The organism is Cryobacterium zhongshanensis (assembly GCF_022760445.1).
GTDB classification, from domain to species: Bacteria; Actinomycetota; Actinomycetes; order Actinomycetales; family Microbacteriaceae; genus Cryobacterium; species Cryobacterium algoricola.
In genome coordinates, this window is sequence record NZ_JALGAR010000001.1 from 411875 (window position 1) to 437666 (window position 25792).

24 protein-coding genes are annotated in these 25792 nt (G+C 69.7%); 15 read left to right on the forward strand and 9 right to left on the reverse strand.

All coding sequences use genetic code 11. From position 1 onward, the window contains the following. The first annotated feature begins 3 nt into the window (after positions 1–3). From purN to MQH31_RS01955, 6 genes are all read left to right on the forward strand, one after another. A complete protein-coding gene (purN, locus tag MQH31_RS01930; protein WP_134534055.1) occupies positions 4–597 on the forward strand; it encodes a phosphoribosylglycinamide formyltransferase in 594 nt (197 codons plus the stop codon). Beyond that, positions 594–2270, forward strand: a complete 1677-nt coding sequence (gene purH / locus MQH31_RS01935) for a bifunctional phosphoribosylaminoimidazolecarboxamide formyltransferase/IMP cyclohydrolase (RefSeq protein WP_243010705.1) — start codon at positions 594–596, stop codon at positions 2268–2270. The genes purN and purH overlap by 4 nt, the downstream gene beginning before the upstream one ends. Before the next feature lie 82 nt (positions 2271–2352). Next, a complete protein-coding gene (locus MQH31_RS01940) occupies positions 2353–3555 on the forward strand; it encodes a mechanosensitive ion channel family protein (protein ID WP_243010706.1) in 1203 nt (400 codons plus the stop codon). Positions 3556–3618: 63 nt separating this feature from the next. Then, the gene (ddaH, locus tag MQH31_RS01945; protein WP_134534050.1) at positions 3619–4407 is read left to right on the forward strand and encodes a dimethylargininase; all 789 of its coding nucleotides are present in this window, start codon (positions 3619–3621) and stop codon (positions 4405–4407) included. 465 nt (positions 4408–4872) lie between these two features. Further along, positions 4873–6807: an ABC transporter ATP-binding protein gene (locus MQH31_RS01950; protein WP_243011651.1), complete on the forward strand. Its 1935-nt coding sequence runs from the start codon at positions 4873–4875 to the stop codon at positions 6805–6807. Continuing rightward, positions 6804–8609 carry an ABC transporter ATP-binding protein gene (locus MQH31_RS01955; RefSeq protein WP_243010707.1) on the forward strand — a complete coding sequence of 602 codons (1806 nt, stop codon included), beginning with the start codon at positions 6804–6806 and terminating at the stop codon, positions 8607–8609. Before MQH31_RS01950 ends, MQH31_RS01955 begins: the two co-directional genes overlap by 4 nt. A gap of 103 nt (positions 8610–8712) precedes the next feature. On the opposite strand, the gene MQH31_RS01960 is transcribed toward MQH31_RS01955, so the two are convergent. Then, complete coding sequence (locus tag MQH31_RS01960) at positions 8713–9207, reverse strand: PTS sugar transporter subunit IIA (RefSeq protein ID WP_243010708.1); 495 nt, start codon at positions 9205–9207, stop codon at positions 8713–8715. Continuing rightward, complete coding sequence (locus MQH31_RS01965; RefSeq protein WP_134534046.1) at positions 9204–9437, reverse strand: PTS sugar transporter subunit IIB; 234 nt, start codon at positions 9435–9437, stop codon at positions 9204–9206. The genes MQH31_RS01960 and MQH31_RS01965 overlap by 4 nt, the downstream gene beginning before the upstream one ends. Positions 9438–9701: 264 nt before the next feature. On the opposite strand from MQH31_RS01965, the gene MQH31_RS01970 reads away from it, so the two are divergent. The 4 genes from MQH31_RS01970 to nagA all read left to right on the forward strand — a co-directional run bounded on the left by MQH31_RS01970 (position 9702) and on the right by nagA (position 13761). Then, entirely contained in the window at positions 9702–10448 is a 747-nt protein-coding gene (locus MQH31_RS01970) for a GntR family transcriptional regulator (protein WP_243010709.1), read from the forward strand. A 58-nt stretch (positions 10449–10506) separates the two neighbouring features. Next, entirely contained in the window at positions 10507–11751 is a 1245-nt protein-coding gene (locus MQH31_RS01975; protein ID WP_134534043.1) for a PTS transporter subunit EIIC, read from the forward strand. A gap of 83 nt (positions 11752–11834) precedes the next feature. Then, entirely contained in the window at positions 11835–12620 is a 786-nt protein-coding gene (locus MQH31_RS01980) for a glucosamine-6-phosphate deaminase (RefSeq protein ID WP_134534041.1), read from the forward strand. Between the two features lie 4 nt (positions 12621–12624). Further along, positions 12625–13761 (forward strand): N-acetylglucosamine-6-phosphate deacetylase, encoded by a 1137-nt coding sequence (gene nagA / locus MQH31_RS01985; RefSeq protein ID WP_243010710.1) that lies wholly within the window; start codon positions 12625–12627, stop codon positions 13759–13761. 28 nt (positions 13762–13789) lie between these two features. Here the strand turns inward: nagA and MQH31_RS01990 are convergent, their stop codons facing one another. Genes MQH31_RS01990 through MQH31_RS02005 form a run of 4 tightly spaced genes read right to left on the reverse strand, consistent with a single transcriptional unit; the run spans position 13790 to position 15525 of the window. Then, positions 13790–14227: a cupin domain-containing protein gene (locus MQH31_RS01990; RefSeq protein ID WP_198415887.1), complete on the reverse strand. Its 438-nt coding sequence runs from the start codon at positions 14225–14227 to the stop codon at positions 13790–13792. Positions 14228–14259: 32 nt separating this feature from the next. Further along, a complete protein-coding gene (locus MQH31_RS01995) occupies positions 14260–14679 on the reverse strand; it encodes a cupin domain-containing protein (protein ID WP_243010711.1) in 420 nt (139 codons plus the stop codon). 44 nt (positions 14680–14723) lie between these two features. Further along, positions 14724–15047: an MGMT family protein gene (locus MQH31_RS02000; protein WP_134534039.1), complete on the reverse strand. Its 324-nt coding sequence runs from the start codon at positions 15045–15047 to the stop codon at positions 14724–14726. Positions 15048–15072: 25 nt separating this feature from the next. Continuing rightward, a complete protein-coding gene (locus MQH31_RS02005) occupies positions 15073–15525 on the reverse strand; it encodes a GNAT family N-acetyltransferase (RefSeq protein ID WP_134534037.1) in 453 nt (150 codons plus the stop codon). A gap of 143 nt (positions 15526–15668) precedes the next feature. On the opposite strand from MQH31_RS02005, the gene MQH31_RS02010 reads away from it, so the two are divergent. Beyond that, positions 15669–16883, forward strand: a complete 1215-nt coding sequence (locus MQH31_RS02010; protein ID WP_134534035.1) for an NADP-dependent isocitrate dehydrogenase — start codon at positions 15669–15671, stop codon at positions 16881–16883. A gap of 69 nt (positions 16884–16952) precedes the next feature. Here the strand turns inward: MQH31_RS02010 and MQH31_RS02015 are convergent, their stop codons facing one another. Further along, the gene (locus tag MQH31_RS02015; protein ID WP_243010712.1) at positions 16953–17747 is read right to left on the reverse strand and encodes a putative protein N(5)-glutamine methyltransferase; all 795 of its coding nucleotides are present in this window, start codon (positions 17745–17747) and stop codon (positions 16953–16955) included. A 120-nt stretch (positions 17748–17867) separates the two neighbouring features. On the opposite strand from MQH31_RS02015, the gene MQH31_RS02020 reads away from it, so the two are divergent. The 4 genes from MQH31_RS02020 (at position 17868) to MQH31_RS02035 (ending at position 23905) form a co-directional block, all read left to right on the forward strand. Then, positions 17868–18458, forward strand: a complete 591-nt coding sequence (locus tag MQH31_RS02020) for a hypothetical protein (RefSeq protein WP_243010713.1) — start codon at positions 17868–17870, stop codon at positions 18456–18458. 148 nt (positions 18459–18606) lie between these two features. Beyond that, positions 18607–20529, forward strand: a complete 1923-nt coding sequence (locus MQH31_RS02025) for an oxidoreductase (protein ID WP_243010714.1) — start codon at positions 18607–18609, stop codon at positions 20527–20529. Between the two features lie 114 nt (positions 20530–20643). Then, on the forward strand, positions 20644–22545 hold the full coding sequence (locus MQH31_RS02030) for a heavy metal translocating P-type ATPase (RefSeq protein WP_134534028.1): 1902 nt from the start codon (positions 20644–20646) through the stop codon (positions 22543–22545). A gap of 133 nt (positions 22546–22678) precedes the next feature. After that, complete coding sequence (locus MQH31_RS02035; RefSeq protein WP_243010715.1) at positions 22679–23905, forward strand: MFS transporter; 1227 nt, start codon at positions 22679–22681, stop codon at positions 23903–23905. Between the two features lie 391 nt (positions 23906–24296). On the opposite strand, the gene MQH31_RS02040 is transcribed toward MQH31_RS02035, so the two are convergent. Both MQH31_RS02040 and purU read right to left on the reverse strand, forming a co-directional pair. Next, a complete protein-coding gene (locus tag MQH31_RS02040; RefSeq protein ID WP_243010716.1) occupies positions 24297–24653 on the reverse strand; it encodes a YrdB family protein in 357 nt (118 codons plus the stop codon). A 188-nt stretch (positions 24654–24841) separates the two neighbouring features. After that, positions 24842–25714, reverse strand: a complete 873-nt coding sequence (purU, locus tag MQH31_RS02045) for a formyltetrahydrofolate deformylase (RefSeq protein WP_243010717.1) — start codon at positions 25712–25714, stop codon at positions 24842–24844. Between the last annotated feature and the right edge of the window lie 78 nt (positions 25715–25792).

Consider the following 25792-nt stretch of genomic DNA (forward strand, 5'->3'; position numbering starts at 1 on the left):
CCAGTGCTGTCATTGGTCGTATTGATTTCCGGCGGGGGATCCAACCTCCGTTCCCTCCTGGAAGCGTGCCAGGATGCCGAGTACCCGGCGCGGGTCGTGGCGATCGGCGCCGACCGGGACGCGGACGGCCTCGACCTCGGTGAAGAATTCGGCGTGTCCACCTTCACCGTGCCGTACAGCTCCTTCGACTCCCGTGAGGCGTGGGGCGACGAGCTGCTCGCCGTCATCCGGCAGTGGTCACCCGACCTCGTCGTGCTGAGCGGTTTCATGCGCCTCCTGCCCGCCCGGGTCGTCGCCGCGCTGTCCCCGAACCTGCTCAACACGCATCCGGCCTACCTGCCCGAGTTCCCCGGAGCCCACGGGGTGCGCGACGCGCTCGCCGCGGGCGTTCCCGAGACCGGAGCCAGCCTCATCGTCGTCGACACCGGTGTCGACGACGGCCCCATCGTCGCGCAGGAACGGGTTCCGGTGCTTCCGGACGACACCGAGGACTCCCTGCACGCCAGGATCAAGATCGTCGAACGGCGCCTGCTCGTGCAGGCCGTTCTCGACATCGCCAACGGAAACACGAACCTCAAGGAGCACTCCCAGATATGAGCGGGCACAGCAACGACCAGAGCCTTTACCGCGAACGCGACGTCGTCCCGGTGCGGCGGGCGCTCATCTCGGTGAGCGACAAGACCGGCCTGGTCGAGCTTGCGGCCGCCCTCGTGGCGACCGGCGTCGAAATCGTGTCGACAGGGTCGACCGCGGCGAGCATCCGTGCCGCCGGCTTCGCCGTGACCGATGTCGCCGCCGTCACGGGCTTCCCCGAGTCCCTCGACGGCCGGGTCAAGACCCTGCACCCCGGAGTGCACGCCGGCATCCTCGCCGACCTGCGCCTCGCCGCCCACGAGGCCCAGCTCACCGAGCTCGGCATCGCGCCCTTCGAACTCGTCGTGGTGAACCTGTACCCCTTCGTCGAGACCGTGAACTCCGGCGCCCCCGCAGCGGAGGTCATCGAGCAGATCGACATCGGCGGCCCCGCACTCGTGCGCGCTGCGGCGAAGAACCACCCGAACGTCGCGATCGTCGTCGACCCCGAGAACTACGGCGAGATCGTCGCCGCCGTCGAGGCAGGCGGCACGACGCTCGAGCTGCGTCGCAAGCTCGCTTCCCTCGCCTTCGAGCACACGGCCGGCTACGACCTGAGCGTCTCCGCCTGGTTCACCGAGAATGTCTACGACCAGTGGCAGGACGACACCGAGGCCCTCGACGAGGCCATCCTCGACGAGTTCGACGCCGTGATCGGCACCGCATTCGACGACGAGGGCCCCTTCCCCGCCGCCCTCGCGATCGAGGCCACCCGCGGCAGCGTGCTCCGCTACGGCGAGAACTCGCACCAGGCCGCAGCGCTGTACCTCGGCGACGGCGGAGAAGGCATCGCCCAGGCCGTGCAGCGCCACGGCAAGGAGATGTCGTACAACAACTACGTCGACGCCGACGCGGCCGTGCGCGCCGCCTTCGACTTCGCCGAACCCGCCGTCGCCATCATCAAGCACGCCAACCCGTGCGGCATCGCCGTGGCCAACCCCAAGGCACCGGATGCGATCGCCTCCGCCCACAAGCGGGCTCACGACTGCGACCCGGTCTCCGCGTTCGGCGGGGTCATCGCGGCCAACCGCATCGTGACCCTCGGCATGGCCGAGACGGTCAGCCAGATCTTCACCGAGGTCCTCGTCGCACCCGGCTTCGAACCCGCCGCGTTCGAACTGCTCAGCCAGAAGAAGAACATCCGCCTGCTCGAGCTTCCGGAGAACTACGACCGGTCCTCGCTCGAGCTGCGCCAGATCTCCGGCGGGCTGCTCGTGCAGGAGACGGACTCCTTCGAGGACTTCGACTCCTCGACCTGGACCCTCGTCGCCGGCGAGGAGGTCGACGCGGCCACCCGCGCCGACCTCGAGTTCGCGTGGAAGGCCTGCCGCTCCGTGAAGTCGAACGCGATCCTGCTCGCCCGCTCCGGGGCATCCGTCGGGGTCGGCATGGGCCAGGTCAACCGGGTCGACTCGTGCCACCTCGCCGTGCTGCGCGCCGGGGACAGGGCCGCCGGCTCCGTCGCGGCGTCCGACGCGTTCTTCCCGTTCGCCGACGGCCTCCAGGTGCTCCTCGAGGCCGGGGTCACCGCGGTCGTTCAGCCCGGCGGTTCGGTGCGCGACCCCGAGGTCATCGCCGCGGCCACCGAGGCCGGCGTCGCGATGTACTTCACCGGGGAGCGTCACTTCTTCCACTGAGCCGCGGAGGCTCCTGCCAGCGGGATCTGGCACGATGGAAGTGTCCGGGTCGCTAGCCGGTGTTCCGGGCGAAGGGACACCCGTGCCATTCCTCGATGGTTTCATCGAACCCGCCTTCTTGATCGCGATCGTCATCGCGGTGGTCGCCGCGCTCGCGATCACCGCGATCGCCGCGTTCGTCTTCCGGATGGCCGCGCGCAAGCGGGCCTGGGCGCGCACGTTCATCCGCCTGTGCCGGCGCCCGTTCCGGATCGTGATCCTGATCGGAGCCCTCTGGATCGCGACGTCCGTGTATCTCGTGACGACGCCCGAGCTGTCCCGCGCGGTCGACTTCACCATGCGCGCCCTGTTCATCGCGGCGGCGACCTGGCTCGTCGCGGCGCTGATGTACTTCTTCGAGGAGGTCATCGCCGCGCGTTACCGCATCGACGTGCGGGACAACCGGGTGGCCCGGCGGGTCCGCACCCAGTTGCGCATGCTCCGCCGGATCAGCGTCGTGGTGGTCATCGTCTGCGCGATCGGCACGGTGCTCCTGAGCATCCCGGGGGCCGCGGCGGTCGGGGCGAGCCTCTTCGCCTCGGCGGGATTGCTGAGCGTCGTCGCCGGCCTCGCCGCCCAGTCGAGCCTCGCCAACGTCTTCGCCGGCATGCAACTGTCGTTCAGTAACGCGCTGCGCGTCGACGACGTCGTCATCGTCGAGAACGAATGGGGCAGGATCGAGGAGATCACCCTCACCTACATCGTCGTGCACATCTGGGACGACCGGCGGATGGTGCTCCCCTCGACCTACTTCACGACCACGCCGTTCCAGAACTGGACCCGTCGCACGAGCGAACTGCTCGGCTCCGTCGAGTTCGACGTCGACTGGCGGGTCAGCGCGGTGGCCATGCGCGAGGAACTCAACCGGATCGTCGCGCAGACCGAGCTCTGGGACCGGCGCGTCGCCGTGCTCCAGGTGACGGATGCCGTCGGCGGTTTCGTCCGCATCCGCGTGCTGGTCTCGGCGGGGGATGCCGCCATGCTCTGGGACCTGCGCTGCATCGTGCGGGAGAACCTGGTCGCCTGGCTCGTCGCCGAGAACCCCGAAGCCCTCCCGCTCGGCCGCGTCGAGGTACGGCAACCGGGCCGCCGACCGTCCGGGTCCGCGGCGCCCAGGCCCGCAGGGGCCCAACGCCCGGTCACCGAGGCGCCCGGCCTGTTCTCCGGTGACTCCGAGGCCGTGCACCGTGGCGAGGAATTCACCCGCTCGATGCCGATCCAGGAAGTCAACGACCAGAAATTCTGACCAGGCGGGCACGGCGGCGAGCACCCGGCGAACCCACACCCGGCGGACCCATACACTGTCGGGATGGACATCCCCGCACTCGACCCCGCCGCCCGCCGGATCGCCCTGGTTCGCCGCCCCGCCGACAACCTCGCCGAGGGCCAGCTCACGCACATCGAGCGTGTGCCCGTCGACCTCGGTCTCGCGCGCACGCAGTGGGACGGCTACGTCGCGGCACTCGCCGCGGAGGGGTGGGACATCGTCGAAGTCGAACCGGCCCCGTCGCTGCCAGACTCGGTCTTCATCGAGGATGCCGTGATCTCCTTCGGCGACGTGGCCGTCCTGACCAGCCCGGGTGCCCCGACCCGCAGGGACGAGACCTCGGGGGCCGAGGCCGCCGTGCGCAGCCTCGGCGTCCCGGTGCACCACCTCGTGCTGCCCGGCACCCTCGACGGCGGCGACGTGCTCAAGATCGGACGCGACGTCTACGTCGGCCGCAGCCTGCGCACGAACGACGCCGGAATCGACCAGCTCCGCGACATCCTCGCCCCGCTCGGTTACACGGTCGTCCCTGTCCCGATCAGCAAGGTCCTGCACCTCAAGTCCGCCGTCACCGCCCTCCCCGACGGAACCGTGATCGGCTATCCGCCCCTCGTCGACGACTCCACGGTGTTCGATCCGTTCCTGCCCGTCCCCGAGGAATACGGCACCGCCGTGGTCGTGCTCGCCCCGGACGCCGTGCTGATGTCGAGCGCGGCTCCGCTCTCCGCCGCCCTGTTCGCCGCCCGCGGCTACCGCGTCGTCACCGTCGACATCTCCGAATTCGAGAAGCTCGAGGGCTGCGTCACCTGCCTGAGCGTACGCATCCGCTGACCCGAAGCCTGCCCCTCAAACGGGTGCTTGCTTCCAGACGCGGTGTGGTCGTAGTCTGGAAGGCTGCCTGACCCGGGGAGCACCACGAGAATCGACGCGCTCAGGAGGCCGACATGACACAGACAGCACAGCCACAGCTCGCTCAGGATGCGATCACCGGCGCTGGCTCTGCCGTGGGCCTCCGCGACAGCGCGGCCTAGCCACTCGATCCGCACCGCGCGCCGGCTCCCTCCTCCAGCACCCCGCCCGTAACCCGCAGCCCGCGACCGGCATCCCGCCGTCGCGCTCGTATGGAAGCGCCCAGCTTCCCGCCCCACTGTCGATCGCGACCCTGACGCGACGTCTTCGACTCCTCGACGCCCACCGCAGCCCGGTCGGCTACCTCGGCACCATGTATCCGAACAGGCTCCACTCGTGACCCAGATCACACCCACCACTCCTCTCGACACCACCCCGCACACTCCCATGGACACGACCCCGAACCCGGCAACCGCCTCCACGACCCCGGCCGCGGCCCAGACCGCGTCTACCCGCAAGCGTGCGAGCACGCTGCGCACCCTGCTGCGCCTGTTCCCCTACGTGCGCCCCGCGCTGCCCCGGCTCGTCCTCGGCATGATCGCGGCCCTCCTGGCCGCCGTCGTCGCCCTCGCGATCCCGCAGGTGCTGCAGGGCCTCGTCGACGGCGCCCTTTCCCGGCAGGATCCCGCCGGGATCTGGCCTGCCGTCCTGCTGATCCTCGGTCTCGGCGTGCTCGAGGCGATCCTGATCGCGCTCCGCCGCTGGTTCGTGCTGGTTCCGGGCACCCACGTCGAGGCGAGCATGCGCAACGCGCTCTACGCGCGCCTGCAGGACCTGCCGGTCTCCTTCCACGACCGCTGGCCGAGCGGGCAGTTGCTGTCCCGTGCGGTGAGCGACCTCAACCTGATCCGGCGCTGGATCTCCTTCGGCCTGGTCCTCCTCGTCGTCAATATCGTCACGATCGTGATCGGCGCCGCTGTGCTCGTGTCGATGAACTGGATCCTCGGCGTCGTGTTCATCGTCTGCTCGATCCCGCTCTGGATCGTCGGGTACCTGTTCGAGGAGAAGTACTCCGTTGTGGCCCGGCGCAGCCAGGACCAGGCTGGCGACCTCGCGACCGCCGTCGAGGAGTCCGTCCACGGCATCCGTGTGCTCAAGGCCTTCGGGCGCGGCAGCTTCGCGCTCAAGAACTTCTCCCAGCAGGCCGAGGACCTCCGGGGCACCGAGATCGAGAAGGCGCGTGCGATCGCCGGCATCTGGCTCTGGCTCCTGATGGTGCCCGACGTCGCGTTCGCGCTGTGCCTCGTGGCCGGGGTCTGGCTCGCCGCCCAGGGCGAGCTCAGCGTCGGCGGCCTCGTCGCGTTCTTCGCGACGGCGACGGTGTTGCGCTGGCCGGTCGAGTCGATCGGGTTCCTGCTGTCGATGACCTTCGACACCCGCACCGCGACCGACCGGTACTTCGACGTGCTCGACGCCCCGAACAGCATCACGGACCCCGCCAGGCCGGTCACGCTCGCCGCGCCCCGCGGCCGGCTCGCCTTCGAGGACGTGCACTTCCGCTACCCGGACTCGCCCGCGCGTTTCCCCGACCTGCTCGACGGCGTCAACCTCGTGCTGCAGCCGGGGGAGACCATGGCGCTCGTCGGCCTGACCGGGTCGGGCAAGTCCACCCTCACCGCGCTCACCACCCGCCTCTACGACGTCACCCAGGGTGCGGTCACCCTCGACGGCGTCGACGTGCGCGCGTTCGGCCGCGAGGAACTGCGCGGCCATCTCGCGATGGCATTCGAGGACGCGACACTGTTCTCGGCGTCCGTGCGCGACAACGTGCTGCTCGGCCGGCCCGAGTTCGCCGAGCGGTCGCCGGCAGCGGATGCCGCGCTCGACGAGGCCCTCCAGGTCGCGCAGGCCGGTTTCGTGCGTGACCTGCCCGACGGTGTCGACACCCTCGTCGGCGAGGAGGGCATGAGCCTCTCCGGCGGTCAGCGCCAGCGGATCGCGCTCGCCCGCGCGGTCGCGGCGAAGCCGGCGGTGCTCGTGCTCGACGACCCGCTCTCCGCGCTCGACGTGGACACCGAGTCCCTCGTCGAGGCCGCGCTCCGCGAGGTGCTCGCCTCGACGACGGCGCTCATCGTCGCGCACCGGCCGTCGACGGTGACGCTCGCCGACCGGGTCGCCCTGCTCGAGGACGGCCGGATCACCGCGGTCGGCCGGCACTCCGAGCTCCTGCGCACCAACGAGCACTACCGGTTCGTGATCTCGAGCCTCGAAGACGAAGAACGGCGCGACGCCACCCGGCAGGTCGCCAGGGACGAATCGACCGCACGCGCAGAGCGGATCGCACGAACAGAACAGATCGCACGAGAGGAGGCCGCACGATGAGCGTCACCGGAGTGGAAGGCGAAGAACGCAACAACTTCACCACGGCCGAGAGCAAGCAGATCCGCGCGCGCTCGCTGCGCCTGCTCGGTTCGCTGCTCCGACCGGTGCGCTGGCGGGTCACCGCGGCGATGCTCGTCGTGGTGCTCTCGACCGCGGCGCAGGTCGCAGGTCCCGCCCTGATCGCGTACGGGATCGACCGGGGGCTGCCTGCCCTCCTCGCCCAGGACTGGTTCCCGCTCGCGGCGACCGGCGGGGTCTACCTCCTCACCGGCGTGATCGGGGCGATCCTGATCGCCTGGTACACGATGATGTCGGCCAGGATCAGCCAGGCGGTGCTGATCGACCTCCGCAAACGGGTGTTCCTGCAGACCCAGCGGCTCAGCCTCGAATTCCACGAGTCGTACACCTCCGGGCGGATCATCTCCCGGCAGACGAGCGACCTCGACGCGATCCGCGAGCTGCTCGACTCGGGCATCAACCAGCTCGTGCAGGGCCTGTTGTACATGACCTTCACGGCGATCGCGCTCGTGACCCTCGACGGCATCAGCGGCCTCGTGCTTCTGGGCTCCCTGATCCCGTTGTTCGCGCTCACCCGCTGGTTCCAGGTGCGCTCGCAGACGCTGTTCCGTCGGTCCAGGACCGCATCGGCGAGCCTGATCGTGAAGTTCGTCGAGACCATGACGGGCATCCGCGCCGTCAAGGCGTTCCGCGCGGAGAAACGCAACGAAGAGGTCTTCGGCGGCCTCGTCGAGGACTACCGGAAGGTCAACGGCCGGGTCATCCAGCTGTTCGGCATCTTCGATCCCGGGCTCATCCTGATCGGTAACATCGCCGTCGCCGTCGTGCTCCTCCTCGGCGGGTTCCGCGTCGTCGACGGGCAGCTCGCGATCGGCGCGCTGCTCGCGGCACTGCTCTACACCCGGCGGTTCTTCGACCCGATGGAGGAGATGGCGATGTTCTACAACTCGTACCAGTCCGCCGCCGCTGCGCTCGAGAAGATCTCCGGAGTGCTCGAGGAACACCCGGGAGTGCCGGACCCGGTCGCCCCCGTCGACCTGTGGGAGGCGCACGGCGCCGTCACGTTCGAAGGGGTGCGCTTCGAGTACCAGGCAGACCGCGTGGTGCTGCCTGCCTTCGACCTCCGGATTCCGGCCGGCCAGACCATCGCCCTCGTCGGTTCGACCGGGGCGGGCAAGTCGACGCTCGCCAAGCTCATGGCGCGATTCTACGATCCCACCGACGGCACGGTGCTGCTCGACGGGGTCGACCTGCGCCGGCTGCACCCGAAGGACCTCCGCCGCGCCATCGTGATGGTCACCCAGGAGGCCTACCTGTTCAGCGGGTCCGTCGCAGACAACATCGCGATCGGCAAGCCGGATGCGTCCCCCGCCGAGATCGTCGCGGCGGCGAAGGCCGTCGGTGCGCACGAGTTCATCGAGAACCTCCCCGGCGGCTACGACACCGACGTGAACAAGCGCGGCGGCCGGGTGTCCGCGGGGCAGCGCCAGCTGATCTCGTTCGCACGGGCCTTCCTCGCCGACCCGGCGGTGCTGATCCTCGACGAGGCGACGTCCTCGCTCGACATCCCGAGCGAGCGGCTCGTGCAGCAGGCGCTGCAGACCCTGCTCGCCGACCGCACGGCCGTCATCATCGCGCACCGGCTGTCCACGGTCGCGATCGCCGACCGGGTGCTCGTGATGGAGCACGGGATCATCGTCGAAGACGGCGCCCCCGACGACCTGATCGACGGCACCGGACGGTTCGCCCAGCTGCACGCGGCCTGGCGGGAATCACTCGTGTAGGAGCATCCGCCCGCCTGACAGCGGATGCGTGTCCGCGAGAGTACGAAAACGGCCCCTTCACTGCGCGCGAAGGGGCCGTTTCTCCGCTCTCGCGGGCCCGCCGTCAGGAGGTGACGGTGAGGAAGAGGTCGCCCGCTGCGAGGTCGGCGCCGGCCGTGACGGTGTCGGCGAGGGTGATGTCGTGCGGCGTGCGCTCGAGGATGATGACCGGCACGATCGGATCGCGCCCGCCGGCCGCGACGGCCGCCGCGTCCCAGCTCACGATCACGTCGCCGGCCGCGACCTGGTCGCCCTGCTTCGCCCGCAGGGTGAAGCCCTCACCGCGGAGCTCGACCGTGTCGATGCCGAGGTGGACGAGCACTCCGATCCCGTCGGGGGAGACGATCACGTAGGCGTGCGGGAAGACCTTGAGCAGCCTGCCGCCGATCGGCGCGATCGCGTCGATCATGCCGCGGGGCGGGTCGATCGCGGCGCCGGGCCCCACGATCGCCTGGGCGAACGTGGGATCGGGCACCGCGGTGAGGTCGACCGCACGACCGGGGACCGGCGCGAGGATCACGACGGGTGTCACGAGGACGACGGGAGCACCACGGCTCACAGGAGGTCTTCGATGTCTTCGGCGAGGTTGTCCGCCTCCGGGCCGACGACGACCTGGACGATGGTGCCGGACCGGAAGACGCCGTGGGCGCCCGCTGCCTTGAGCGCCGGCTCGTTGACGAGGGCGGGGTCCTTCACCTCGGTGCGCAGCCGGGTGATGCACGCTTCGATCTCGACGAGGTTGTCCGATCCGCCGAGGCCGGCGAGGATTTGCTCCGCTTTGCTGCTCATGGTGTTTCCTCCAGTGATGGTGGGCCGGGAACCGGTCACACGGGTCGGGGTACGCGTGAAGCGTTCCGGCCGTGAGCCAAGTCTGCGCCCTGTCTGATTCGGTTTCGGGTGTTCTCGGAGAACCCGAGCGGCTGGGGGTCTTGACAAGCAGGGTGCCGCGGCTTCATCATCGAACTATTGGATCGTACCAGTACGGACCATGAAGCGGAAGTGGTCCTATGCTGGTATCGACAACACCCCAACTCTTCCGGAGGACGCAGCGAGATGACCGACATCGATGAGGCCCCGGTCCTGGAATCAGGACCGGTCTCCAAGCACGCTCAGCTGCGCTCCATCCTGGCGGAGCTGGTCGAGTCCAGCCTCGCCCCCCACGCGGCGATCCCGCCGGAGCGCAAGCTCATGACGCGCTACGGCGTGAGCCGCTCGACGGTGCGTGAGGCCATCCGGCAGCTCGTCGAGGAGGGCGTGCTCTACCGGGTGCAGGGCAAGGGCACCTTCGTTGCCGGCGAACGCGTGCAGAGCGACCTGCACCTCGCGTCCTTCACCGAGGACATGCGCAGGCGCGGCCTCGTCCCTGCGACGATCGTGCGTTCGGCCCGGCTGGTCGAGGCGCCCCTCGCGGTGCGGGCGGCGCTCGGACTCAAGGCGGATGCCCTCGTGCTTGAGATTGAACGCCTCCGGCTCGCCGATGGCGTGCCGATGGCGCTCGAGCGCGGCTACTACCCGGCGGAACTGCTCCCCGAACTCGGCGAGAAGGACCTGACCCGGTCGCTCTATGCGACGTTCGCGACCGAATACGGCCTGCGGATCGACAATGCGGAACAGGCCGTCTGGGCGGAGGCCGCCGACCCGAAGCTCGCGGACACCCTCGGCATCGTCGCCGGCGCGCCCCTCATCGTCTTCCGCCGGACCTCGTCCGCCGGGTCCGCGTACCTCGAACACGTCACCTCGTGGTACCGCGGCGACCGCTACCAGATCCACATGACGCTCAACCTGCAACACCAGCCCTGACCCCCACGATTTCCACGCAGCATCCACGCACCACTTAGGCACCATCAGGAGGAGATCCATGTCCAGCATCACCGTAGACGCCGGGACGAAACGCAGGTTCCCCGGCCTCGCCCAACTCCAACGAGTCGGTCGAAGTCTTATGCTTCCGATCGCGGCACTGCCGGCGGCAGGCCTGCTGCTGCGCCTCGGCCAGCCGGACCTGCTCGGGCGGATCCCGGGCTTCGAGACCGGAGCGGCCGTGATCGCCTCGGCGGGCGGCGCACTCTTCGACGCGCTGCCGCTGCTCTTCGCGGTCGGCGTCGCGATCGGCTTCGCGAAGAAGTCCGACGGATCGACCGCCCTCGCCGCCGTCGTCGGCTACCTCGTCTTCTCCAAGGTGGGCGAGGCGATGTCGCCCCTGGTGCTCGGGGCGCCGACCGGTGACGAGAAGCAGGTGCTCGTCAACTACAGCGTCCTCGGCGGCATCCTGATCGGCATCACGTCGGCCCTGCTTTGGCAACGCTTCCACCGGATCTCCCTGCCGAGCTACCTGGCCTTCTTCGGCGGCCGCCGGTTCGTCCCGATCATCACGGCAGGCACGGCCCTCGTGCTCGGCGTGCTGCTGGCCTTCGTCTACCCCGCGTTCGCGACCGGCCTCTCCGCCTTCGGCGAATTCGTCTCCTCCAACAACATCTGGGGCGGGTTCCTCTACGGCACCACCAACCGCCTGCTGATCCCGGTTGGGCTGCACCACATCCTCAACTCGGTGATGTGGTTCGTGATCGGCGACTACAACGGAGCGCACGGCGACATCGCCCGGTTCTTCGCCGGCGACCCGACCGCCGGTTCCTTCATGACCGGGTTCTTCCCGATCATGATGTTCGCGCTGCCCGCAGGCGCTCTCGCCATCTGGCACGAGGCCAAGCCGTCCCAGAAGAAGATCGTCGGCGGCATCATGCTCTCCGGCGCCCTGACGGCCCTCCTCACCGGCGTGACGGAACCCCTCGAGTTCTCCTTCATGTTCGTCGCGTTCCCGCTCTACCTCATCCACGCGGTGCTGACCGGGTCCTCGCTCGCCCTCGTGAATGCCCTGGGCATCCGGGACGGGTTCACCTTCAGCGCGGGCACGTTCGACTACGTGCTCAACTTCGGCCTGGCCGAGAAACCGCTGCTGCTCATCCCGATCGGGCTCGCGTACGCCGCCATCTACTACTTCCTGTTCCGCTTCGTGATCCGCAAGTGGAACCTCAAGACCCCGGGTCGCGGCGAGGACGAAGTCCCCGACGCGACCGTGCCGGACTCCGCGTCGTCCACGGCGGTCTGACCCCACCCGTGCCGGGGCCGCGGGTTCGCCCGCGGCCCCGGCCGCACCACCCCGAATCAAGATCGTGAATCTGGAGCACCACATTGGCTGAAGTAATCGTCCTCGACAGCGAGACCGCAGCGGGCACGCTCGCAGCGGCATCCATCCGCGCCCTGATCGCGCGCAAGCCCGACGCCGTCCTCGGCCTCGCGACCGGCTCGACCCCGCTCTCGGTGTACGCGGCGCTCGCCGCGTCCCTCGCGGAGGACCCCCTCGACATGTCCCGGGTGCGCGGCTTCGCACTCGACGAGTACGTCGGGCTGCCGACGGGACACCCCGAGAGCTATCGCGCCGTCATCACCCGCGACGTCGTCGTGCCCCTCGGGCTCGACCCCGCGAACATCCGTACCCCCAACGGCGACGTGGCCACCCTCGAGACCGCGGGAATCGACTACGAGGCCGCCATCTTCGCGGCCGGCGGCGTCGACGTGCAGATCCTCGGCATCGGGCAGACCGGCCACGTCGGGTTCAACGAGCCCGGTTCCTCGTTCGCGTCCATCACCAGGATCAAGACCCTGACCGAAAAGACCCGGGTCGACAACGCGCGCTTCTTCGACTCTCCCGACCAGGTGCCGATCCACTGCATGACCCAGGGTCTCGGCACGATCCGCCGGGCCAGGCACCTCATCCTGCTCGCCTTCGGCGAAGAGAAAGCGGATGCGATCGCCGCGGCCGTCGAGGGACCGGTCAGTTCGAGCAAGCCGGGTTCTGTCATCCAGCTGCACCCCCACGTGACGGTCCTCGTCGACGAGGCGGCGGCATCCCGCCTCGCCAACCGGGACTACTACGCGTACGCCTACGCGCACAAGTACGCCTGGCAGGGTATCTAAACCCGTGGCCGACTCGATTCTGCTCAGCGCCGACACCGTCGTCGCCGCGGACGCCGTGCACACCCCGGGCTGGGTCGAGGTCAGGGCCGGACGGATCGATGCCGTCGGGGCCGGCGTCCCGCCGCGGGTCCCGGATGCCGCGTTCCCGGACGGCATCCTCGCCCCCGGCTTCGTCGACGCGCACAACCACGGCGGCGGCGGCTACAGCTTCAACGACGCCGACACCGCCCTCGCGGCGGCCGGGATCGCGGCGACCCACCGGGAACACGGCACGACCACGCTGATGGCGAGCCTCGTCACGGCGCCACTGGACGAGATGGAACGCCTGGTGTCCGACCTCGCCGACCTCGTCGATTCCGGCCTGCTCGCGGGCATCCACCTCGAAGGACCCTGGCTGAGCCCGATCCATCGGGGTGCCCACACGGCGGAGCTGCTGCGGGTGCCCGACCCGGAGAGCATCGACCGACTCCTGCGAGCCGGCCACGGCACGGTGCGCATGGTCACGATCGCCCCCGAGCTTCCCGGCGGCCTCGACGCCGTCCGTCGGATCGTCGGATACGGCGCGGTCGCCGCGATCGGGCACACGGACGCCAATTACGACATCACCAGGCAGGCCATCCAGGCCGGGGCCACGGCGGGGACGCACCTCTTCAACGCGATGCGTCCGCTGCACCACCGGGAACCCGGGCCGGCACTCGCGCTGCTCGAGAACCCCGCCGTGTTCGCCGAACTGATCGCCGACGGGGTGCACCTGCATCCCGCCGTCGTCCGTTTCATCACGGAGAGCCCGTCGCGGCCGGTGTTCGTGACCGACGCGATGGCAGCTGCCGGTGCCGACGAGGGCGAATACACCCTCGGCGGCCTCCCCGTCAGCGTGCTGGACGGTGAGGCCCGCCTCGCGGACGGGACGATCGCCGGGAGCGTCCTCACCCTGAGCGAGGCCGTCCGGTTCGCGGTGCACACGGCCGGGGTCGACCTCGCCGCAGCGGTGCGAGCGGCCACGCAGAACCCGGCCGACATGATCGGCCTCAACGACTGCGGCCGCATCGCCGCGGGGCAGCCGGCCGACCTGATCGTGCTCGACGCCGGACTCTACGTCACCGCGACCATGCGGTCAGGCGACTGGTGCCTGCCGGCCTGAGCCGGCAGGGCAGGCAGGGCCGGTCGGCTCAGGCGAAGCCCCAGGCCTTCTCTTCGTCGCTCGAGGCGTCGGACAGCGGGATGCCGATCAGCGGACGCGGCGCCGGGCCGAGCGGGTGCACGCTGGGATCGGGGGCCCGCACGGCCTGCTCCTTGAGCTCGACGAAGATCGCGTGGGTCGGTGTCGTGCCGATGTTCACGCCGGCGTGCTCCTGGGCGGGGAGCCAGGCGGTCTCGCCGGCCGGGAGTTCGACGTCGACCTCGCGGCCCTCGAAGGAGAGCCTCCTGGCGTAGGCGCTCAACGTGATCATCACGCTGTCTGGATGCTCGTGCGGGTTGGTGGTGTCGCCGGGGGCATCGAGGAATTCGAGCACGCGAACGCGGTCGTTTTCGAGCAATACCCGGTAGACGCCGGGATCCGTCACGAGCGGATCGAGGGAATGCGTGGCGTTCTGTTCACTGGACATGCCGCACGCTAACACCGTTTGCCTGCGACGCGCTAGGAGAAGCCCCAGACGTTCGCCTCGTCGTCGGTGTCCGGCGCGGACGGCGCCGCGGACTGCGGGCCGAGCGGCTGCTCGTCGGTGAGTCCGCGAGGATGCCGCGCCGGCTCCTTGAGCTCGATGAAGATCGAATGCGTGTCGGTATGGCCGGTGTTCGCACCGGTGTGCTCCTGGGCGGGAAGCCAGCGCGCGACCCCGGCGGGAAGCTCGACGTCGACGGAGCGACCGTTCGACGAGATCCGCCGGCTGAACTCGCTCAGGGTGACCATGACGCTGTCCGGATGGCGGTGCGGTGCGGTCGCGGCGCCGGGCGTATCCCGGTATTCGAGCACGCGTACCCGCTCATTCTCGAGGATCACCCGGTAGAGGCCGGGGTTGGTGACGACGGGGTCCTGAAAGCCTTCTTCGCTGTCCATGCGGGGCACGGTACCCGCTGCCGCCACCGCCCGCGAGGTGCGGTTCAGGACGGTGACCAGCGCGCCGCCCTGTAGTCGACCCGGTAACCGGCGTCCGCCGTGCTCAGCAGGACGAGCGGCGTTCCCTCCGCACGGTAGTGCGGCAGCGCCCTGGCCTCGTGCGCGACCGGCGGGTGGCCGCCGGCCCGGATCACCCGCCACCAGGGGACATCCGCCCCGTAGTGCGCCATGATCTGGCCCACGACCCGGGCGCCGCGGGAGCCGAGGACCGCCGCGACGTCGCCGTACGTCATCACCCGCCCGGCGGGAATCGAGTCGACGATGCCGAGGACGTGCGTGACGAAGTCGCTGTCGGGGGAGAGGCGCATGACCCGCTGCTGAACCGGCGGCCCGCTACAGCTTGAGCGAGCCGATCGTCTCGCCGTATGCCGTCTCGCCGATGTCGACGAAGCCGATCCGGTGGAAGAAGGACTCCGGTCCTTCTGCGCCGGGTTCCCAGATCACGGTGATGTGGTCGAAGCCCCGTTTGCGGGCCTCCTCGGCGAGGGCCTCTGCAGCGAACTTGCCGACGCCCCTGCCCTGGGCATCCGCGTCGACGTTGATCCGCCAGATGCACGCCCGGAATTCCTCGTGCACGGAGTCCGGCTCGAAGTTGCCGTGGATGAAGCCCGCCACCTCTCCGTCGAGCAGCACGACCCGCTGCCACGACGTCGCGGGGTTGATCACGGATCCCGCGACCGAATAGGAGACCGGAGCGACGTACTGCTCCTGGCCCGGCTTGAGACTGAGGCTATTGGCCGCAACAATGTTGCGTGCGGACAGTTCTTCCAGACGTAGTTCACCCATGGCAACAGGCTAACCTGCGGCCGAGCGGCGTGGTAGTCGGGTTTTGTGCGCCGGGCCTTAACTGTCTCGATGTCGAGACAGTTGCGGGGGTCTTGTAGAATTGCCTCGGCCAAGCGGCCGCGCACCATTCTGAGGAGAATTCATTGGCGAAGATCAAGGTTGAAGGCACCGTCGTCGAGCTCGACGGCGACGAGATGACGCGCATCATCTGGCAGGCCATCAAGGACACGCTCATCCACCCGTACCTCGACATCGACCTCGAGTACTACGACCTGTCGATCCAGAAGCGCGATGAGACCGACGACCAGATCACGATCGACGCCGCCCACGCCATCCAGAAACACGGCGTCGGAGTCAAGTGCGCGACCATCACGCCTGACGAAGCCCGGGTCGAGGAATTCGGCCTCAAGAAGATGTGGGCGTCGCCGAACGGCACCATCCGCAACATCCTCGGCGGCACGATCTTCCGTGAGCCGATCATCATCTCGAACATCCCGCGCCTCGTTCCCGGCTGGAACAAGCCGATCATCATCGGCCGCCACGCCTTCGGCGACCAGTACCGGGCCACCAACTTCCGCTTCGAGGGTGAGGGCACGCTCAGCATGACCTTCACCCCCAAGGACGGCTCAGAGGCGCAGACCTTCGAGGTCTTCCAGTCTCCCGGCAGCGGCGTCGCGATGGGTATGTACAACCTCGACAGCTCGATCCGTGACTTCGCCCGTGCCTCGCTCAACTACGGCCTCGTGCGGAACTACCCTGTCTACCTGTCCACCAAGAACACCATCCTCAAGGCATACGACGGCCGGTTCAAGGACATCTTCCAGGAGATCTTCGACACCGAGTTCAAGGCCCGCTACGAGGCTGCCGGCCTCACCTACGAGCACCGCCTGATCGACGACATGGTCGCATCCGCCATGAAGTGGGAAGGCGGCTACGTCTGGGCGTGCAAGAACTACGACGGCGACGTGCAGTCGGACACCGTCGCCCAGGGCTTCGGCTCGCTCGGCCTCATGACGAGCGTGCTCTCCACCCCCGACGGCAAGGTCGTCGAGGCCGAGGCGGCCCACGGCACGGTGACCCGGCACTACCGCCAGCACCAGCAGGGCAAGCCCACCTCGACGAACCCGATCGCCTCGATCTACGCCTGGACCCGCGGCCTCTCGCACCGGGCCAAGCTCGACGGCAACCCGGCGCTCGCCGAGTTCGCCGAGACCCTCGAGGATGTCGTCATCAAGACCGTCGAAAGCGGCCAGATGACCAAGGACCTCGCTCTGCTCGTCGGCCCGGACCAGGGCTACCAGACGACCGAGGAATTCCTCGCCGCCATCGCCACGAACCTGCAGACGCGCCTGGCGTAACCAGGGCAGGTTCCGAGAAAGGCCCCGACCGTACGGTCGGGGCCTTTCTTCGTGCCTGCGGTCTTCCGGTCAAGCGCGGGGGCGCGCGCCGATCACGACGGTTCCGTCGACGTCCTCGTGGTACGCCGTGCGCGGAACCAGGCCGTTCCTGGCGAACAGCGCGCTCGTGACCGGCGCCTGGCGCGCACTCGTCTCAATCAGGAGATGGCCGCCGGGGGCGAGCCACGCGGCCGCCGCCGCGGCGACCCGTCGCTGCACGTCGAGCCCGTCCGAACCGCCGTCGAGTGCCAGTCGGTGCTCGTGCTCCCTGGCCTCCTGCGGCATCCGTTCGATGGAGCCGGTCGGCACGTATGGCGCGTTCACGAGCAGGAGGGCGACCCGGCCGCGCAGGGCCGTGGGCAGGGGGGAGAAAAGATCGCCCTCGACCACGGTCCGCCCCGGCAGGTTGACGCGGGCGCAGCGGACGGCGACCGGGTCGAGGTCCGCTGCCAGGAGGTCGAGCCCCAGTTCCGGCCGGACCGCGAGCAGGGCGGCGCCGACCGCTCCCGTGCCGCAGCAGAGGTCGACGACGATCGCGCCGGGACCGGCGAGCTCGGCGGCCTCGCGTACGAGCGCCGCCGTGCGTCGCCGGGGCACGAAGACTCCCGGTTCGACGCGGACCCGCAGCCCGCAGAACTGCGCCCAGCCGAGGACGTACTCGAGCGGCTCTCCGCCCACCCTGCGTTCGAGCAGGACCTCGAGTTCGGCCGCCGACCGGGCCTCGCCGAGGAGGAGGTCTGCCTCGTCCTCGGCGAAAACGCACCCCGCCGCCCGGAGGCGCGCGACGACGCCGGGCAGGGACGTGCCGGGATCGAGCGGGGACATCGGGACCTTTCCCGTCGGGTATTGCGCGCGGCATGCGCACTGCTGTCGAATGCCCATAAAATTGCGGTGAGAGACATAGTTTCTCACCCGGACGAGAAAGCGACGCGGCATGGCAGCTGAATGGCATTCGGTGTCCAGCGACCGACCCGCGCTTCCGATGCGGTGCCGCGGATGAACGCGATGGAACGGATCATCGACGAGGGCCTCCTGATCGCCCTCTCCGCGGTGCGGATGGCCGTGAAGAACCACATCATCGTCGGGGCACTCCGCGAGCACGACAACTTCGACGAAGCGTCCTACGCGACGGTCGCACGCGACGAATTGCTGCTCCTGGCCGTGCAGAACGAAGAGGATGCCGCCCGCGTCGCGAAGGAACGGCGCGAACTCGCGTCGCGGCGCTGGTCGCAGGGCTTCACCGAGGACGAACGGCTCGACCTCGGCAGGCTCGCCCGCCGCCGTCGCGCCCACAAGGGCCTCGCCCTCATCCTGCACGCGGTCGCGGACGACGACGAGAAACTGGCCGCGATCGTCGAGAACGCCCAGCACGACGCGAGTTACGAGATCCGGAAGGCCCTCGCCGCACGCCTGATCCGCCAGACCGTCGACGGCCATGCCCCCGGCTATGCGCGGATGCGCGAGGAGCGGATCAAATACCTGCTCGCGATCGACTTCGCGATGCTGAGGGACCGAACATCCGGAACGAATCCATAGCGTTTCTTCGGTTTTGACTCCGGCGGCTCACCTAGGATTGAAACAATTCAGGTCGTTGCTCTTGCTCCATCTTTCCCGCCCGATTTCCCGCCCGGGGTTGCGCTCCAGGTCGACGACGACCTTCGGACATCGCACGGGAAAGTACACCATGACAGGCTTCGCACACGTCCTCAAACCGGGTCGCATCGGCACCCTCGAGCTCCCGAACCGGGTGATCATGGCGCCGATGGGCACCGAGATGGGCACCCACGAGGGGCTCTTCACCGAGAAGGAGATCGCGTACTACACCGAACGTGCCCGCGGAGGCACCGGGCTCGTGATGACCGGCATCAGCGCCGTCTCCGAGGACTACGAGACGCTCAACGCCGGTCTCTGCTGCGTGCACACCGACGCCGCGCTTCCGGGCCTCACCGCGCTCGCCGAGTCGATCCACGCCGTCGGCGGCCTCATCTCCCTCCAGCTCACCGCAGGCCTCGGCCGCAACATCAACGTCATCGACCCGGACCGGCTGCCGATCTCCGCCTCCGACAACCCGCACTACGCCGACCCGAGCGTGCTCTGCCGGCCGCTCGAGATCGACGAGATCCACGTGCTCGTCAAGCGCTTCGGCGAAGCCGCCGCCCGCGCCGCCGCCGCGGGAATTGATGCGATCGACATCCACGGCCATACCGGCTACCTGATCGACCAGTTCATGAGCGCGTGCTGGAACCGCCGCACGGATGTCTACGGCGGCAGTGTCGAGAACCGCTGCCGGTTCGCGACCGAGATCATCGCCGCCGTGAAGGCCAACGCGCCTGGCCTGCCCGTCAGTTTCCGCCTCTCGGTCAACCACCGCTTCCCCGGCGGACGCACGACCGCGGAGGGCCAGGCGATCGCCGTCGTGCTCGCATCGGCCGGCCTCGACCTCATCATCGCCGACGACGGCTCGTACGAGGCCATGGACTACGTCTTCCCGCCGTACTACCTCGGCGACGCGTGCATGGTCCCGGCCGCCCGCGCACTCAAGGACGTCGTGTCCATCCCCGTGATGGCCGTCGGCAACCTCACCCCCGAGAACGCCGAGGCGGCACTCGCCGCGGGCGACGCCGACTTCGCCGGCATCGGCCGCGGACTGATCGCGGACCCGGAGTGGGCGGGCAAGCTCACCGCCGGCAATCGCGCGGACATCCGCCCGTGCATCCGCTGCAACTCGATGTGCGTCGGCAACGCCTTCTTCGCGCTGCCGCTCGGCTGCGCCGTGAACCCCCAGGTCGGCTTCGAACGCGAACGCCGCGTCGAGAAGGCGGATGTCCTCAAGCACGTCGTCGTGATCGGCGGCGGCCCCGGCGGGCTCGAGGCCGCCAGGGTCGCGGCGCTCCGCGGACACTCCGTCGACCTCTACGAGGCCGGATCCGCGCTCGGCGGCGTGCTGCTGCCCGCGGCGACGCCGGAGTTCAAGAAGGAGCTGCGCGCGATGATCGGCTGGTGGGAACGCCAGTTCACCCACCTGCCCGTGTCCGTACACCTCGACTCGACCGTCACAGCGGACTCGCTCGCGACCTTCGAGGCCGACGAGATCATCGTCGCGACCGGGTCCATTCCGCTGATGCCGCCCATCCCGGGCCTCGACGGCCCGAACGTGATCGACGTGCTCGACTTCCACCGCGGCGCCCCCGTCGGCCATGACGTCGTCATCGCGGGCGGCGGGCTCTCGGGTTCCGACGCCGCGCTCGAACTCGCCGGCCAGGGCTGCAACGTCACGATCGTCGAACTCGCCGACGAGCTCGCCCGCGACATGATCGTGATCAACCGGATCACCCTGCTGCGCGAACTCGCCGAGAAGGGCGTCCGGATCCTCACCGGCCACACCGTCACCTCCGTCGACGCCGACGGCCTGACCGCGACCGGCCCGGACGGCGCCGTGCACGTCGCCGCGTCGACCGTGATCGCGGCCTTCGGGGTGCGCCCCAACACGGCACTCACGCTCGCGCTCGCGGGACGCGCCAACGTGCATCCGCTCGGCGACTGCGTGCACCCGGCCAAGGTCGGCGAGGCCATCAACGCGGCCTTCATGACCGCGCTCGTGCTCTGAGTCGTCCCCCTCGAAACGGATGCCCGGCCCGCCGCGCGCGGGCCGGACATCCGTGCCTGACAGGGGAGCCTCACCTTGCTGGCGGTGATCGGGGGATGGGACGACACTTGAAGCATGTCCCGTCTGCTCGCCGCCGCACGGCGGTATCCGCTTGTCGCCGCGACCATCGTGCTCGGGCTGGTCGGAATCGGGCTCGCGCTCTGCGGCCTCGCCGACAGCCTGGTCTGGCTCTTCGGCGGCTTCGGCCTGTTCGTCGCCGCGATCTCCGCCGTCGGCATGGTCAAACAGCTGCGCCGCGGCAGCTTCGGCGTGGACCTGCTCGCGATCACGGCCATTGTGGCCACGGTGCTGGTCGGCGAGTACGTCGCGACCCTCCTGATCGTGTTGATGCTCACCGGGGGAGCGGCCCTCGAAGACTTCGCGGTGAACCGGGCCAAGCGGGAACTCAATGCGTTGCTCGACCGGGCGCCGCAGAACGCCCACCGGATCCCGTCCGGGGGAGACCAGGCGGACGTCGAAGACGTTCCGGCCACGGACGTGCAGGCCGGGGACCTTCTGCTCGTCCGCCCGGCCGAGATCGTCCCGGTCGACGGGGTGCTCGAATCCGCGAGCGCGGCCTTCGACGAATCGTCCCTCACCGGGGAGAGCCTGCCGGTGGAGCGGAACGCCGGCGACGCCATCCTCTCCGGGTCGATCAACGGCCAGGCGGCCGCGACGATCCGCGCAACGGCGACCGCTGCGAACAGCCAGTACCAGCAGATCGTCGCGCTCGTCGAGGAAGCCTCGGCGAGCAAGGCCCCCGTCGTGAGGCTCGCCGACCGCTACGCGGTGCCGTTCACCGCGGTCGCGCTCGCCGTCGCTGGGCTCGCCTGGTTGCTCACCGGGGACCCGCTGCGCTTCGCCGAGGTGCTCGTCGTGGCGACCCCGTGCCCGCTGCTCATCTCCGCGCCGATCGCCTTCATGGGCGGCATGAGTCGTGCTGCGCGCAACGGCATCATCGTCAAGGGCGGCGGAGTGCTCGAGTCCCTCTCGACCGCCCGCACGGCCGTCTTCGACAAGACCGGCACGCTCACCCACGGCACCCCGACGATCGCCCGGGTGCTGCCCGCGGCCGGGTTCGACGCCGACGAGGTTCTCGCGCTCGCCGCGTCGGCCGAGCAGTACTCCTCGCACGTGCTCGCGGCGTCCGTCATCGCTGCGGCCAAGGCCAGGGACCTCGACCTCACGGCGACCGACACGGCGAGCGAAGTGCCGGCGCACGGCGTCGTCGCAACGCTCGACGGCCGGGAAATCGCCGTCGGCAAGTTCTCGTACATCGCAGGGATGGCTCCGGACGCCGCCCAGGCACGCCTCGACGGCGGTGAGCTCGCCATCTACGTCGCCGTCGACGGGCGCTTCGCCGGGAGCATCGTCGCGAGCGACCGGCTGCGTGATAACGCCCGCCAGACGATCGCCGACCTCGGTGCCCTCGGTATCCACAACACGGTCATGCTCACCGGAGACGCCCGGCCGACGGCCGAGCACATCGCCGGGCTCGTGGGTATCGACAATGTGCAGGCAGACTGCCTGCCGGTCGACAAGGTCAACGCCGTTCGCGCGATCACGCAGCGCCCGGTGATCATGGTCGGCGACGGGGTGAACGACGCGCCCGTGCTCGCGGTCGCGGACGTCGGCGTCGCCATGGGAGCGCGTGGAGCGACCGCGGCGAGCGAGTCCGCCGACGTCGTCATCCTGATCGACGATATCTCCCGCACGGCCAGGGCGGTCGCGATCGGCAAGGACACCATCCGGATTGCGCTGCAGAGCATCTGGCTCGGCATTGCGCTCAGCCTGGTCCTGATGGGTCTCGCTGCTTTCGGCCTGATCCCGGCGACGATCGGGGCGCTGCTGCAGGAACTCGTCGACCTCGCGACGATCCTCAACGCGCTGCGGGCCATCGGCGGGCGGCGGGATGCCGCGCTCGCCGCCGAGGTCAAGACCCCGCATCCCGAACCGGAGACTGTGCTCGCCGGCTGAGCTGCGGCATCCGCCTGGCCTGGTAGCCCTGGTAGCCCTGGTTGCTCCGGCAGCCCGGCAATCCAGCACCCCGACAGCCGTGTGGCCCGGCGGGCGGCCACCCGGCCGTGCTCCGACCGCTTAGCCTGAGGAGATGCGATTCTTCCGCCCCCGAACCCCGACCTCGGCGGCGGATGCGCAGCCGCGCCTCTCCCGGGATGTGCTCGTCCTCGGCGTGATCGCCTTCTTCGTCATGGTCGGCTTCGGGGTCGTCGTCCCGGTGCTGCCCGTCTACGTGCGGAGCTTCGGCGTCGGCAACCTCGAGATCGGCGCGGTCGTCTCCGCGTTCGCGCTGATGCGGTTCGTCGCGAGCCCGTTCTGCGGGCGCCTGATCGACTGGGCGGGGGAGCGGACCATCCTCGCGGCGGGCATCGGCATCGTCGCCCTCTCGAGCGGGCTCGCGGGCATCGCCCAGAACTACCCGCAGCTGCTCCTGCTGCGCGGGGCGGGCGGCATCGGCTCCGCGATGTTCACCGTCTCGGCGATGACCCTCCTGCTCGGCTCGACCGCTCCGGGCATCCGCGGCCGCGCCATCGGTTTCTACCAGGGCGGGTTCTTGCTCGGCGGCATGGCGGGACCCGCGCTCGGCGGCCTCCTCGCGACGATCTCGCTCACCGCGCCGTTCTTCTTCTACGCGGGCACGCTCGCGATCGCGGGCGTGCTCGGGCTTCTGCTGCTGAGCCCGGGCTATCGCAACGCGCCGGCGGATGCCTCCGGCACGTCGGCGCCCCGGGTCCCGTTCCGCACGGTGCTCGCCGACCCCCGGTTCCGGGCCGCGTGCCTGGCCAACTTCGCGCAGGGCTGGACCTCGTTCGGCGTGCGCAACGCGTTGATCCCCGTTCTCGTCGTCGAGGTGCTGCGCGGCCCGAGCTCGTGGACCGGCGTGGCCTTCGCCGTCGCTGCGGTCGCCCAGACGCTCGCACTCGCGCCCGCCGCCCGTTTCGTGGACACCGTCGGACGCCGGCCGGCGATCATCGGCGCGTGCCTGCTCGCGGCCGTCACCATCTTCGCGGTCCCGTTCGCGCCCAATATCGTGGTGCTGACCGTGCTGCTCTGCGTCTACGGGGTCGCCTCGGCGTTCCTCGGCACGGCCCCCGCCGCCGCGGTCGGCGACGCAGCGGGGGCCGGCGGCGGACGCCCGGTCGCGGTCTTCTCGATGTTCTCGGACTTCGGGGCGATCATCGGCCCGCTCGCGGCGGGCCTGCTCGCCGACTCCGTCTCGTACCCGGTCGCGTTCGGTGTCGGTGCGCTGTTTTTCCTCGCGACGAGCGCCCTCGCCCTGCGGATGCCGCGCGAGACCCGCGCGGTCCGTCCCGCCTGACCGCCGGCACCCGCCGGCGGGCAGCAGCCCGCGCCCGCGCCGGTTTCGGCAGCCCGCGCCTGCCGTTTCGGGAGCGGCTTGCGGAAACCGGCGCGGCCTTCAGCGCAAACGGGAGCGGCTTGCGGAAACCGGCGCGGCCTGGTCTGCGGGTGTCGCCCGCGGCATCCGCTACTGTTTCGGCAGCCCGCGCCTGCCGTTTCGGGCGCGGCCTGCGGAAACCGGCGCGGGCGCCAGGGGAAACGGGCGCGGCTTGCGGAAACCGGCGCGGGTGTGGTCGTGGGCGTGAGTGGTCCGTCCCGGCTGGCCGCGGGCATCCGTTCCTGCGGGCGCCAGGGGAAACGGGCGCGGCTTGCGGAAGCCGGCGCGGGCGCGGGTGCGAGCGAGGGGCTAGCTAGCGGAGTTCGGCGCGACCGGAGAGGACGCCGCTGACCGTAGCGACGACCGCGAAGACGCCCCCGATGATCGGCAGGCCCATGTCCCACCAGGCGATCGCGGCAGCGCCGACGACGGCGATCTCGATGATCGCCTTGCCGAAGGGGTCGAGCCGGAAGACGGCCTTGGGCGACCGGAACAGCGCCCAGAGCGTGATCGCGAACGCGGGCGCGACGACGCCGACGAGGAGCGCGGGCCACGGGAACGGCCACGTCGTGAAGCCCCACACCGCGAGTGTGACGAAGGCGAACAGTTCGAGCAGGAACCGCAGGATGTCGTTGAACCCGATCTTCGGCAGGGCACGGGAGTCAGTCACCCGCCTATCCTATCGAGCGCACCTCGCGGCATCCGCTGCCAAAGCCACGGGCGGCCCTGTCCCGAATTCAGGAGTTGAGCCCCGATCGGGCCCGATTAGCCCGGATTCAGCCCGGTTTCGGCGTCAACTCCTGAATTCGGAACACCCCGGCGGGGTCGGGGGTCGGGGGGCTGGAGGATGCCTGCGGCCTACTTGAAGATGATCGTGCGGGCGCCGTCGAGCAGCACGCGGTGCTCGGCGAACCAGGTCACCGCCTGCGTGAGGGTGCGGCTCTCCTCGTCCTGGCCGATCGCGACGAGCTCGGCCGGCGTACGGGAATGGTCCACCCGGACCACGTTCTGTTCGATGATCGGCCCCTCGTCGAGATCGCTCGTCACGAAGTGCGCGGTCGCGCCGATCAGCTTCACCCCGCGCGCATGGGCCTGCTTGTACGGGTTCGCACCCTTGAACCCGGGCAGGAACGAGTGGTGGATGTTGATAGCCCGGCCCTCGAGGACCGCGCACAGCTCCGGGGACAGGATCTGCATGTACCGCGCGAGCACGACGAGCTCGATGTCGTTGTCCTCGATCGCCTCGATGACCCGGGCTTCGAAGGCGGCCTTGCTCGCGGCATCCGTGATCGGGAGTGACTCGAACGGCACCCCGTAGAAGCCGACGAGGTCGCGCAGGGTGCCGTGGTTGCTCAACACGAGCGGAATCTCGATCGGCACCTGGCCGCCGCGGTGCCGGAACAGCAGGTCGTTCACGCAGTTGCCCGCGGTCGAGGCGAGGACGAGGGTGCGAAGCGGCCGGCCGACGAGGTCGATGACCGAGACCATCGCGTAGCGCTCGGCGACGGGCGCGAGGGCGGCCGTGAGCTCCTCGCGGGAGGCGGGTGACTCGATCTGGAGCCGCATGAAGAACCGGCCGGTGTCGGCGCTGGTGAACTGCTGGCTCTCGGTGATGTTGCCCTGGGCCTGCACGATGGCGCCGCTCACGGCGTGGACGATGCCCGGCTGGTCGACGCAGACGAGAGCGATGACCCAGTGGTGATGTGCGGGCAGCGGAGTGGAACTAGTCATCCGTCTAGGCTATCGGCTGCCGCCGGGCCGTCGGTTAGGCTGGATGCGGCCGGCACAAGCGACAGGCCCCGGGCGCGC